This is a genomic window from Haloplanus natans DSM 17983, assembly GCF_000427685.1.
Lineage (GTDB): Archaea > Halobacteriota > Halobacteria > Halobacteriales > Haloferacaceae > Haloplanus > Haloplanus natans.
The window spans coordinates 607,607-620,258 of sequence record NZ_KE386573.1 but is presented as its reverse complement, the minus strand read 5'-3'; the positions used below and the strand labels follow the sequence as shown (position 1 = coordinate 620,258).

Here is a 12,652-nt window from a genome sequence, read left to right as displayed (position 1 = left end):
TCGATCTCTCCCTCACAGCCGGCGTGAACAAGACGCCGATGACCGATCCCGGATCGGGATACCGGGCGCTCTTCGAGCACGTCTCCGACGGGCTGCTCGTCGTCGATCCGGACACGGGCGTCGTTCGCGACGCCAACGGTCGGTTCGTGTCCATGATCGGCATCGAGCGCGACGACCTGACCGGGCGGGAGGTCGACGACCTGCTCGTCTCCGGCCGGGGACCGGACGATCCGGTCAGGGAACTGGTGGCCGCGGCCCGTGGCGGCGACGGTGAGACCGTCGAGTGGCGGCTACGGCGCCGCGACGCGGGACCGTTCTGGGCCGAATGCTCCGCGTCGCTGGCCGATCTGGACGGCGAGGAGTGCGTGCTGACCACCGTCCGCGACGTGACCGAACGCAAACGTCGCCGGGACGAACTCGGCCGGTTCGAGGAACTGGTCGAACACGTCCCGACGGGCATCTTCCGGGCGACGTTCGATCCGGCGGGAACCTTCCTCGAAGCCAACCCGACGATGGTCGACCTGTTCGACGCCGAGTCGAAGGTGGACCTGCTGTCGACGCCCATAGAAGAGATGTACCACGACGAGGACGACTGCCGGGCCTTCTTCGACGCGCTGGCCGAGCAGGACGTGGTGACCGAGAAGGTGGAGCTCCGGACCCTTAGCGGCGACCGGTTCTGGGGGTTGGTCACCGTCTGCCGGTTCCGGAGCGCCGAGGGCGAGACGTACATCGACGGCGCCATCAAGGACGTGACCGAGACGCGGGAGTACCAGCAGGTACTCGAGGAGCAAAACGAGCGGCTGGAACTACTCAACCGGATCGTCCGCCACGACATCCGCAACGATATGCAGCTCGTCCAGGGGATGGCCGACCTGCTCGACGACATCTCCGCGGAGGCGGGGGAGCCACATCTGGAGACGATTCGGACCCGAACCGAGCACGTCATCGAGCTCACCGATCTGATGGGGGAGTTGATGGACGCACTCGTGGCCGAGTCCGGCGACGACCTCGAACCCACGAACCTGTCGTTCGTCCTCGACCGCGAGGTGCGGGAGGCCAGCGGAAGCTACCCGAACGCCACGATCCGGACCCGCGGCAACGTCCCGCTGGTCGAGGTGACGGCGAACGACATGCTCCGGTCGGTGTTCCGGAACCTGCTGAACAACGCCGTCCAGCACCACGACGGCGACGAGCCGACGGTGGAGGTGTCGGCCGAGGTGGACGACGAGTGGGTGCTGGTGCAAATCGCCGACGACGGGCCGGGGATCGATCCCGACCGTCGGGAAGCCGTGTTCGGAAAAGGCGAGAAGGGCCTCGAGAGCGAGGGCACGGGGCTGGGGCTCTATCTGGTGTACACGCTCGTCGACCACTACGGGGGCGCGGTCTGGATCGAGGACAACGAGCCGCGTGGGAGCGTCTTCAACGTCCGCCTCCAACTCGCCTGATCGACCCCGAGCTGATAGCGTTTATTGTAACTGATTACCGGTGGGTCGCCGTGACGACAGTAACCGTCCGCCGGGGACCCGACGCGCTTTTGCCCCTCTCCGCGCAACGCCGTGGCATGGAAGCCATCACGCTCGGGCCCGCGGGGACGTACTCCCACCGGGCCGCGCGGGCGGTCGCCGACGAGAACGAGGTGACGTTCACCGAGTCCGTCACCGCCATCGTCGAGGCGGTCGCCAAAGGCGAGTACCGGCGCGGTGTCGTCCCCATCGAGAACAGCATCGAGGGGAGCGTCACGGAGACACTCGACGCCCTCGCCAACTACGACGTGGGCGTCGTCGAGGAGATCGTGACGCCGATCCGGCACGCCCTGATCGCGGCGTCGGAATCGTTCGACGTCGTCGCCAGCCACTCACAGGCGCTCGCCCAGTGTCGATCCTTCCTCGAAGCCGAGTATCCCGACGTGACGCTCGAAGCGGTCGCGAGCACGGCCCGCGGCGTCGAGCGCGCCCGCGATGACGACCGCGTCGCCGCCATCGCCCACCCCGACAACGCCGGGGAGGACCTCCAGGTGCTCGCGGCGGATATCCAGGACCGCGACTCCAACGCCACGCGCTTTTTCGCCATCTCGCCGGCCGACGAGCGCTCCGACGCCGGCGGGAAGTCGACGATCGTCGTCAATCCGAACGCCAACTATCCGGGGCTCCTTCTGGAACTGCTGGAGGCCTTTGCGGACCGCGACATCAACCTCTCGCGCGTGGAGTCACGGCCCACCGGTGACCGCCTCGGCGACTACCTCTTCCACATCGACTTCGAAGCCGGTCTCTACGAACGCCACGCCCGCGAGGCCGTCGAGGACGTGGAGGACATCGCCGCCAACGGCTGGGTGCGTCGGCTCGGCTCCTACGACACTCGCCACGTCGTCTGATAGTGTTTATGTGAGTCATTACCGGTGGGTCGCCGGACCGTCTTGGCGACCCATCGGTAACCAGTTAGCATAAACAGTATGAAACGGCCTCAAAAGTCCCTTCAGCCTCGCTGCCGTGCGTATAGCTATCTCCCAGCCAGCGGTATTTATGCCCTCGCCGGGCGTATACCGGGTTGGCGATTACCAATGCAACCAAACGACTACTTCGGTGACTTCGACGACCTCTTCGAGCGCATGACCGGCGACCGCTGGGGCGCACTCGGCCGATACAACCGACCCGGCTACCGCTCCGACGAGGCCGACTTCGCGGTCGACATCACTCACCACGACGACGAACTCGTCGTGACGGCCGACGTACCCGGCTTCGAGAAGGGTAACTTCGACATATCGGTCGACGGCGACCTCCTGACGATCCGCGCCGACGCCGAGTCGGAGTCCAGCATCGACGAGGACGCGTACGTCCGCCGCGAGCGTCACCACCACGCGATGCGCCGCACGATCCGTCTCCCCAGCGACGTCTCCGGCGAGGGCGCCTCGGCGACCTACCGCAACGGCGTCCTGACGGTGACGATCCCCGTCGAGGCAGACGTGGATGTGCGCCACATCGACGTGGAGTAGTCCCCCGTCACTCCGCCACGACCGGAAGTTCGACGACGACGACGGTCCCCCGGGGTTCGTTCTCCTCGATCCACACGGCGCCCCCGTAATGCTCGATCAGCGACTGAACGAGATAGAGTCCGAGGCCCGTGCCCTCGCTCTCGATTCCTTTCTCGCCTTTTCCGAACACCGTCTCCTGCCGACCGGGCGGGATGCCCGGCCCGTTGTCGGCGACGCGGACGATCGCCGTGTGGTCGCCACGGGTGATGTCGGCGCTGATCTCCACCGCCGGTTCGTCCCGGTCGCTGTGCTGGACGGCGTTGTTCAGCAGGTTCCGGAACACCGACGCCAGCAGGTCGTTCGCCCGCACGTCCACGTCCGGAACCTCGCCCCGAAGCGAGATGGTGGCGTGGCCGAACGCCTCGCGCCGACGGTCGAGTTCGGCCTGTAACGTCTCGGGGAGCGAGACCGCCTCCAGCGGGAGTTCGGCCTCGCCGGCGACCGTCCGGGCAAGGTCCCGGGAGCTCCGGGTGAGTTCGACGACGTGTTCGCCGGTGTCGAGGATCGTCCGGAGATACTCCTCGCCCTCCTCGTCGACGTGTTCGTCGAGGAGGCGCCCGAGGCCGAGCACGATCTGCATATCGTTGCGGATGTCGTGGCGGAGGACGCGGTTGAGCGCGCGAAGCTGATCGCGCTTGCGGGCGAGTTCTCGCTCGGAGGCGCGGCGCCGGCCGACATCACGTGCGACCAACAGCACCGCCGGCGACCCGCCGTACTGGACGAGCGTGGCGCTCACCTCGACCGGCATCGTCTCGCCGTCGGCGGTCGTGTGGGCCGTCTCGTAGACGATGCGGTCGGGTGGCGTCCGGTCGCGGTCGTCCGTGTCCGCATCCGTAGCCACCGGCCCGCCTTCCACCGCTTCGATCGGCCGCCCGGTGAGCGTCTCGGCGTCGTAGCCGAGTCGGTCGAGCGCCGTCTCGTTGGCGGCGATGACGACGCCGCGGGTGTCGTGGACGAGCACCGTATCCCCGACGCCGTCGAAGAGGTCGTGATACTCGTCGCGGGAGCGCCGGAGTGCCCCGATCGTCGTCGCCTGTCTCGCGGCGAAGAGACCGACGAGGACGCCGACGGCGCCGCCGACGCTGACGAAGTGCAACACGACCAGCACCGACCGATCGCCCGGAATCGGCTGGAGGAGGCCGGTCGCGACGAACACGCCGAAGGAGCCGAACACGAGGGTCCCGACGAGGGTCGTCAGTGGGACCCGGACGGCAATCCGGCCGTCGAGGTCACTCCGGAAGAGCCAGCCGGCGGCGACGACGAGGAGGGCGGCGAGGCCGAGCGGTGCGATGGCGGTGGGCGCCCACCACGCACGACCGCCGACCGCGACGGCCCAGACTGCGACGAGCGCGACGCCGAGGCCGGCAACGACGCCAGCACCGACCAGTCGACCGAGCGACGGGACCTTCACGATGTGCCCATGGCGCCACGTTGATGTGATAACGGTTATATAATCGTCCCTTACCGCGAGTATAATCGGTGCTTACTCCGGGGCGTTGCGGGCATCAACGGCGATAATCGTGGGGCCGTCGGGCGACCGGCGGGATAGGAGTTATTTTAGGTCGGGGGACCTTGGAGCGGAATATGGACTACGACCCGCAGGCTATCGAGGAGCGCTGGCGGGAGCGCTGGGCGGAGACGGGGCGGTACGAGGCGGACAGCGAGGGGGCACCACCCTCGGGCAACGAGGAGGACGTGACGTTCATCACCGTCCCCTACCCGTACCCGAGCGGCGGTATGCACATCGGGCACGCCCGGACGTACACCGTGCCGGACGTGTACGCCCGCTACCGGCGCCAACGGGGTGACAACGTCCTCTTTCCGATCGCCTGGCACGTCACGGGGACGCCGATCATCGGCGCCGTCGAACGCCTGAAAAAAGGGGAGGAAAAACAGCTTTCGGTGCTCCGAGACACCTACGAGGTGCCCGAATCCACCCTGCAGGATCTGGAGACGCCGATGGGCTACGCCCACTACTTCATCGAGGAACATTACAAGAAGGGGATGAAGTCACTCGGGCTCTCGATCGACTGGCGCCGGGAGTTCACCACGAACGACGACCGTTACTCGAAGTTCATCACCTGGCAGTACGAGACGCTGCGGGACCGGAACCGACTGGAGAAGGGGCTCCACCCGGTCAAATACTGCACGAACGAGCAGCAACCAGTCACGACCCACGACCTGCTGGAGGGTGAGGAAGCGGAGTACCAGGAGTACACCCTGATCCGCTTTGGCCTCGACGATGCGGTGGTGCCGATGGCGACGCTCCGGCCCGAAACGGTCCACGGAGTGACAAACGCCTACGTCGACCCCGAGGGCACCTACGCCTGCGCGACCGTCGACGGCGAGACGTGGCTCGTGAGCGAGGCGGCGACCCGGAAGCTCCGCCTGCAGGCCCACGACGTGACCGTCGAGGAGACGTTCGCGGGCGCTGATCTCGTCGGGCGGTCGGTCACCAACCCCGTCACCGGCGACGAGGTGCCGGTTCTGCCGGCGGCGTTCGTCGACCCCGACAACGCCACCGGCGTCGTCATGTCGGTGCCGGCGCACTCCCCGGACGACTACCTCGCCTTACAGGAGGCGAAAGCGGACGACACGCGCATGGAGCGCTACGGCGTCGACCCCGCGGTCGTCGACGCCATCGAGCCGATCCCCATCCTCGACGTGGAGGGGTACGGCGACGTGCCGGCGAGAGATGCCGTCGAACGCGCCGGCATCGAGTCCTCGAACGACCCCGAACTGGAGGCCGTGACCAAAGAACTGTACAACCGCGAGTTCCACGCCGGCCGCCTCCACGACGACTACGGCGAGTTCGCGGGCGAAATCATCGAGGACGTGCGCGAAGCCTACCGCGAGGCGGGGGTCGACGCGGGCCACTTCGGGACGATGTACGAGTTCTCCGAGGAGGTCGTCTGTCGGTGTGGCGGCGAGGTGGAGGTGGCCGAACAGGACACCTGGTTCCTCCGGTACAACGACGAGGACTGGAAGGCGGCAACCAAGAGAGTCGTCGAGAACATGGAGTGTATCCCCGAGAACACCAGAGGGGAGTACGACCACACCATCGACTGGCTGAACGAGTGGCCCTGTATCCGCAACTACGGGCTGGGGACGCGCCTGCCGTGGGACGACGACTTCGTCATCGAGCCGCTGTCGGACTCGACCATCTACATGGCGTACTACACCGTCGCGCCGGGCCTGCGCGAGATTCCGGTCGAGGACCTCGACCGCGACTTCTTCGACGCCCTCTTTTACGGGGCGGAGGCGGTCGAGGACCCCGACCCACGCGCGCTCGACCTGCGCGAGGAGTGGCTGTACTGGTACCCCGTCGACTACCGCTTCTCCGCGAACGACCTCATCTCCAATCACCTCACGTTCTACCTGTTTCACCACGCGGAGCTGTTCGAGGAGCCGCAGTGGCCGGCGGGCATCGTCATCATGGGGATGGGGCTGCTGGAGGGCGAGAAGATGTCGTCCTCGAAAGGTCACGTCGTTCTGCCGGGGGAGGCCATCGAGGAGTACGGCGCCGACACGGTGCGCTTTTTCCTGCTCAACTCCGCGGAGCCGTGGCAGGACTACGACTGGCGGGCGGGCCAGGTCGAAAGCGTCCGCAACCAGCTCGAACGGTTCTGGAATCGGGCGACTGAACTGCTGCCCGACGCGCCGGCGTCGACGTTCGACGACGAGGCGCCCGACCTCCAGGACATCGACCGGTGGCTGCTGTCGAAGCTACAGCGCACCGTCCGTGACGTGACCACGGCGATGGAGAACTCCGAGACGCGGGCGGCGAGTCAGACCGCCTTCTACGGCTTCGAGGAGTCGCTTCGGTGGTACCGCCGCCGGACCGATCGGAGCCACCCGGGCGCACAGTGGACGCTCAGACACGCCTTGGAGACACGGCTGCGTCTCCTCGCGCCCTTCGTCCCCTTCCTCGCGAACGAACTCCACGAGGAGTTGACGGGGACGGCGGCCGAGGACGCGCCGTGGCCCGAAGTCGACCCCGACCTGGAGCGGCCGGCCGTCGAGGTCCAGGAGCGACGGATCGAACGCCTCACCGAGGACGTGACGGACATCGTCGACGTGACCGGCACCGATCCGGAGACGATCCGGGTGTACGTCGCCGCGGACTGGAAGCGGGGGGTGTTCGACGCCGTCCGCGAGGCTGGCCCGGACGTGGGCGCCGCGATGAGCGAGGCGATGAGCGATCCGGCCCTCCGGGAACGCGGCGAGGCCGTCAACGACCTCGTCGGCGACTTGGTGGAACTCGTGCGTGACCTCGACGACGAGACGGTCGAGACGCTGGCGGGAATGGACGAACTGGCCGTCTACGAGGCGGCCGTGCCGTTCCTCGAAGACGAGTTCGACGCCACGGTCGAGGTGTACGCCGAGGACGCCGATCCGCCGGACCCCGGAGAACGCGCGGGGAATGCAGTACCCTTCCGTCCGGCCATCCACCTCGAATAGTCGTCTCGCTAATATTTATCCGCGGCGGCGGCGTACTGCAGTCGTATGAGCGACGCCGAACCGGCGGCCGACGAATCGACGCTCGAACCCGTGAAAGCGGTGTACCGAACGCTCGGGGAACCGTTCCGTGCCCGCGCCGACGCTGAGATGGACGCCATCGGCTGGACCGTATTTCTCGGGATGTTGATCCTTCTCGTGCCGCTGTTACCGTTCCTCGTTCTGGTCTGGCTGATAACGAAAGTCCTCGATGCCATCACGCCGAGCGCGGAGTGATCCGTTTACACGTGCCGTAGAAATTCTTATCAAAATCGTCTCCGACCTTGCGGCTACCGTGTACGATTCATCGCCGACGGGAGACGGGAGCCGGCACAGATGACCGACACCGACGAACGCGGCCGCGAGTTCGTCGCGAACCAATTCGACCGCTGGTGGACCCGCTTTCTCGCCAAGGAACTCGACCGCTACGACCTGCAGAACCTGCGCGCGGAGATAGAGACGTGGGACGAGTGGTGTGGGGCCTTCGCGGCGGTCGGCGAGGAGCACGCGGAACGCGGGCGGGAGGCAGAGGCGGCGGGCAACTCGACGACGGCGGGCGAGCAGTTCCTGCGGGCGTCGATGTACTGCCACTTCGGATCGTTCGCGTGGTTCGCCGACGAGGACCGCCGCGAGGAGGCCCACCGACGCGGCGTCGAACTGTGGGGGAAGGCCGCCCCGCATCTCGACCCGCCAGCGGAGCGAATCGAGGTGCCGTTCCCGGGCGGGGCCGACATCCCCGGCTACCTGCGCGTGCCCGACACGACACCCGAAGGGCTCGACGAGTCGCCGCTGGTGATCGTCCTCTCCGGGCTGGACTCGACGAAAGAGGAGCAACACACCCGGTCCTCGGATTTCCACGCCCGGGGAGTCGCGACACTCGCCGTCGACGGCCCCGGCCAGGGCGAGATGTGGTACTCCCGGCCGATGACGCCGGATTACCACGAGGCCATCTCGGCCGTCGTCGATCACGTGGAAGGAATCGACGGTGTCGACGCCTCACGGCTGGGAATCTACGGTGTCTCGATCGGCGGGTTCTACGCCCCATACGTGGCCGCGAACGACGACCGGTTCGACGCCTGCGTCGGCCTCGCCGGCCCCTTCAGCGTCGGCCCCGCCTCCCTCTACAGTTCCGTCTCGATGCGCGACGGCTTCCTCCACGCCTGCCACACCGACTCGTTCGTCGAGGCCGACGAGGTGACCGAGCAACTGACGCTCCGTGGCGACATCGATGATCTGACCGCGCCGGCGCTCATGATCGCCGGCGGCAACGACACGGTCGTGCCGCCACAACAGACCAGACGCATCGCCGAACGGGCGCCCAACGGCGAACTACTCTACTACCCCGACGGCGACCACGTCTGCAAGAACCGGGTCACCCAGTACCGTCCGTACGCGGCCGACTGGATGCGCGGGCACCTAACGTCCCAGTAAGTCGAAGGAGACGCCCGCCCCGGCCGCCGACGCCCTCTCGTAGACGACGTGGGCGGCCGCCACGTCCTGCACCGCGAGGCCGGTGCTGTCGAAGACGGTGACGCCGTCGGCGTCGGTCCGACCCGTCGCCTCGCCGATCACCACCGCGCCGAGTTCGGCGTGAATGTCGTCGTCGGTGAGGCGGCCGGCGGCGTAGGGGACGTTGATTTCGCCCGAGTGCGTACACTGCTCCCGGTCGTCGACGACGAGTGTCGCCGCCATCAGCAGGCAGTCGGCGAGTTCGTGTTTCCCCGGCGCGTCGGCGCCGACGGCGTTGACGTGGGTGTGGTCACCGACCGCCTCGGCGTCGACGATGGGCTCACGGACCGGCGTCGTCGTCGACACCACGTCGCAGGCGACGGCCTCGGGGGTCGATCCGACGCGGGCGTCGACGCGGTCACCGATCGTCTCGACGAACGCCCGCGCCCGTTCCGCGTCGGCGTCCGCGACGACCACCGTCTCGATGGGGCGCACGGTCAGGATGGCGTCGAGTTGGGCGCCCGCCTGAACGCCCGCGCCCACCAGACCGAGCGTCGACGCGTCCCGGACGGCGAGACGGTCGGTAGCCACCGCGGCGGCCGCGCCCGTCCGTTTCGTCGTCAGCGTCGTCCCGTCCATGATCGCGAGGGGAAATCCCGTCTCGGGGTCGGAGTAACACATCGTCGCCATGACCGTCGGCAGGTCGTGGCGGCGCGGATTCTCCGGGTGGGAGTTCACCCACTTCAGCCCCGCGGCGTCCCAGTCGTCGGTCTGCAGGTACGCCGGCATCGACCGGAAGTCGCCGCCGTACTGCGGGAGGTCGACGTACGACTTCGGCGGCATGACCGCGTCGCCGCGGGCGTGGGCCGCGAAGGCGTCGCGCACGGCGTCGACGACGGCCGGCATCGGCGAGTGGTCGTCCACCGCGTCGGCGTTCAGCAGGAGGGTCTCCATGCGACGACGTAGCAGCGCGGCCAACGTATCAGTTGTGCAATGATCTAGTTCGAAGTTCCCGTCGCCGTTCGCTCCGGCGTCCCGCCGCCCTCGATCCGTACCGAGACGGATTCCGAGAGTCCCGGGCCGACGACGGCGAACTGGACGCGGTCGGGGGGAGAGTCGCTCCCGCGGTAGTATCCGACCGCCGCCTCGTGGGTCGTCGACTCGCCGGGTGGGAGGGAAAACGAGAAACCGTCGGCGGCGTAGAGCGGCCCCTGGTGGTTGACGGCGCCGTGGAACGTGCCGAGGCCGTCGCCCACGTTCGCCACGTCGAGGCGAACGGGGATGGCCTCGTCGGCGGCGACGCCGTCCGGGACGGTGAGGGTCGTCTCGAAGGCGGGCGGCGGGGAGCGGAGGGAGTCGGCCGCCGAGTCGGGAACCGTCCACCGGCCCGTCTCGGCGAGATGGATCGCCACCGCGTCCGCGTCGAGGGGGGCAGGCACCCGGAAACCGAGGTAGCCCCGCCGGTCGGACCCACCGTAGGGCCGACCGGACACGGGAGCGTCGACGCGGGCGGGGCCGACGGCCTCGATCCCGGCGTCGTACGCCGTTCCGTCGGCGACGAGCGAGAACGCGTCGGAGGCCGGTGGAGTGCCCTCGCCCCTGGCGGCGACCCGGACGAGGACGAACTGCCCTCGACCGGCGTCGACGACGCCGAAGGCGTCCGGTGCAGTCAGATACCGGATCGAGTGAGCGGAAACGAGGTCGGAGACGACGACGGCCATCCCGTCGCCCCGCCCGTCGCCGTCGGTGTCGAGGGCGACGGCGTTGCCGAGTGCCGTATCGGTGATAGCGGGGGTCGTAGGCGTCGACACCGGGGTCCGCGTGGGCGTCGCAGTTCGGTCCGGTCCGCCGCCGAAATCGAGACAGCCGGCGAGGCCGGTCAGCGCGGCGCCGAGGCTGGTCAAGAGGGTGCGTCTGCTGGAGGGCATAACGCGTCGTACCGCTGGCGAAAATAAGGGTTTTGTGTCGGTTCGGATTCGGAGCGTGGCTGTGAGGGTGCGCGCTTACGTCACATCGCGCCGCCCATGCCACCCATACCGCCCATGCCGCCGGCGCCGCCGGGGCCGCCCTCGTCGTCGTCGCCGGACGTCGAGAGGTCGCCCGCGGCGATGATGTCGTCGATTTTCAGGACGAGGTTCGCGGCCTCGGTGGCCGAGGAGAGCGCCTGCTCCTTGGAGTGGGCGGGTTCGACGACGCCCGCCTCGTAGGTGTCGACCACGTCGCCGGAGAAGACGTCGAGGCCGGCGTGAACGTCGCCGTCTTCGTGGGCTGCGCGGAGCGAGACGAGCGTGTCGATGCTGTCGAGGCCGGCGTTGCCGGCGAGCACGCGGGGGACGACCTCGAGCGCGTCGGCGAAGGCGTTGACCGCGAGCTGCTCGCGCCCGCTGATGTCGTCGCTGTAGTCGCGGAGGCGACCGGCAACCTCGACCTCGATGGCGCCGCCGCCGGCGAGCACGCGGCCGTCGGAGACGGTGGACGACACGACATCGAGGGCGTCCTGGATGCCACGTTCGAGTTCGTCGACGACGTGCTCGGTGGAGCCACGCAGGAGGAGCGTCACGCCGTGGGCGTCGTCGCCCTCGACGTAGAACAGGCCGGCGTCGGCGTCACGCGAGATCGAACCGTGGCCGAGGTGGGCGTCCGTCGCGGAGTCGAGATCGGAGACGATTTCGGCGCCGAGGATCTCCTGCAGGAAGCCCATGTCGGATTTTTTCGTCCGGCGCACGGCGAGGATGCCCTCCTTCGCGAGGAGGTACTGGGCGAGGTCGTCGATGCCTTTCTGACAGAAGACGACGTCGGCGCCCGTCGCGACGATCTGATCGACTTTCTCGCGAAGCTGTCGTTCCTCGCTGTCGAGGAACTGCTGGAGCTGGTCGGGGCTGTCGATACTGACCGACGTATCGGCGTCCGTCTCCTCGACCTCGATCGGATCGTTCAGCAGGAGTACATCCGCCGCGTCGAACTCGACGGGCATATCGTCGTTGACGGGGTCCTTATCGATGACCGCGCCGTTGAGGAGTTCGGACTCCGAGGCTGACCGGCCGGTCTGGGTTTCGATCTCGACGAAGCCGAGGTCGACGACGTGGGAGCCGTCGTCGGCCTCGACGGTGACCGCCTGAACCGCCTCGACGACGAGTTCGGCGAGGAGTTCCTTGTCGAGTTCGGAGCTCTTGCCCGTCATCGACGTCTCGGCGACGTTCCGGAGGAGGGCCTCGTCGGAGGGGTCGACGCGGGTGGCGATGTCGTCGACTTCCTCGCGGGCCTTCTCCGAGGCCATGTTGAAGCCCTTGATGATGGCCGTCGGGTGGATGTCCTGATCGAGGAGGTCCTCGGCCTCTTTCAGGAGCTCACCCGCGATGGCGACGGCGGTGGTCGTGCCGTCGCCGGCCTCGTCCTCCTGTGTCTCGGCAACCTCGACGATCATCTCGGCCGTCGGGTTGTCGATGTCCATCTCCTGAAGGATGGTCACGCCGTCGTTGGTGATGGTGACGGTGCCCATCGAGTCGACGAGCATCTTGTCCATCCCCTTCGGGCCGAGCGTCGAGCGTACCGACTCCGCAACGGCGCGGGCCGCCGAGATGTTGTACTCTTGTGCGTCCTTGTCCTTGACGCGCTGGGCGTCCTCGCCCATGATGATCATCGGCTGACCCTGCTGCATTCGCTGGCTCATAGTTCATC

10 protein-coding genes are annotated in these 12,652 nt (G+C 67.8%); 6 read left to right on the top strand and 4 right to left on the bottom strand.

Annotated features, from left to right (window positions below; translation table 11 throughout):
- The first annotated feature begins 23 nt into the window (after window positions 1-23).
- From HALNA_RS05565 to HALNA_RS05555, 3 genes are all read left to right on the top strand, one after another.
- A complete protein-coding gene (locus HALNA_RS05565) occupies window positions 24-1,445 on the top strand; it encodes a sensor histidine kinase (protein ID WP_049935412.1) in 1,422 nt (473 codons plus the stop codon).
- Window positions 1,446-1,561: 116 nt separating this feature from the next.
- The gene (pheA, locus tag HALNA_RS05560; RefSeq protein WP_049935411.1) at window positions 1,562-2,371 is read left to right on the top strand and encodes a prephenate dehydratase; all 810 of its coding nucleotides are present in this window, start codon (window positions 1,562-1,564) and stop codon (window positions 2,369-2,371) included.
- A 186-nt stretch (window positions 2,372-2,557) separates the two neighbouring features.
- Window positions 2,558-2,989, top strand: coding sequence for an Hsp20/alpha crystallin family protein (locus HALNA_RS05555; RefSeq protein ID WP_049935410.1), 432 nt, complete (start codon window positions 2,558-2,560; stop codon window positions 2,987-2,989).
- Between the two features lie 7 nt (window positions 2,990-2,996).
- Here HALNA_RS05555 and HALNA_RS05550 read toward each other — a convergent pair whose 3' ends face one another.
- Complete coding sequence (locus HALNA_RS05550; protein ID WP_049935409.1) at window positions 2,997-4,439, bottom strand: ATP-binding protein; 1,443 nt, start codon at window positions 4,437-4,439, stop codon at window positions 2,997-2,999.
- Between the two features lie 173 nt (window positions 4,440-4,612).
- On the opposite strand from HALNA_RS05550, the gene leuS reads away from it, so the two are divergent.
- The 3 genes from leuS to HALNA_RS05535 all read left to right on the top strand — a co-directional run bounded on the left by leuS (window position 4,613) and on the right by HALNA_RS05535 (window position 8,956).
- Window positions 4,613-7,489, top strand: a complete 2,877-nt coding sequence (gene leuS, locus HALNA_RS05545) for a leucine--tRNA ligase (RefSeq protein WP_049935408.1) — start codon at window positions 4,613-4,615, stop codon at window positions 7,487-7,489.
- A 45-nt stretch (window positions 7,490-7,534) separates the two neighbouring features.
- Entirely contained in the window at window positions 7,535-7,762 is a 228-nt protein-coding gene (locus HALNA_RS05540) for a DUF7535 family protein (protein WP_049935407.1), read from the top strand.
- 99 nt (window positions 7,763-7,861) lie between these two features.
- Window positions 7,862-8,956, top strand: coding sequence for an alpha/beta hydrolase family protein (locus tag HALNA_RS05535; protein WP_049935406.1), 1,095 nt, complete (start codon window positions 7,862-7,864; stop codon window positions 8,954-8,956).
- Here the strand turns inward: HALNA_RS05535 and HALNA_RS05530 are convergent.
- From HALNA_RS05530 to thsB, 3 genes are all read right to left on the bottom strand, one after another.
- The gene (locus HALNA_RS05530) at window positions 8,942-9,928 is read right to left on the bottom strand and encodes an ornithine cyclodeaminase family protein (protein WP_049935405.1); all 987 of its coding nucleotides are present in this window, start codon (window positions 9,926-9,928) and stop codon (window positions 8,942-8,944) included. The two genes, HALNA_RS05535 and HALNA_RS05530, sit on opposite strands and share 15 nt — an antisense overlap.
- Window positions 9,929-9,972: 44 nt before the next feature.
- Entirely contained in the window at window positions 9,973-10,902 is a 930-nt protein-coding gene (locus tag HALNA_RS05525) for a hypothetical protein (protein WP_157573460.1), read from the bottom strand.
- Between the two features lie 80 nt (window positions 10,903-10,982).
- Window positions 10,983-12,614, bottom strand: a complete 1,632-nt coding sequence (gene thsB, locus HALNA_RS05520) for a thermosome subunit beta (protein WP_049935402.1) — start codon at window positions 12,612-12,614, stop codon at window positions 10,983-10,985.
- Between the last annotated feature and the right edge of the window lie 38 nt (window positions 12,615-12,652).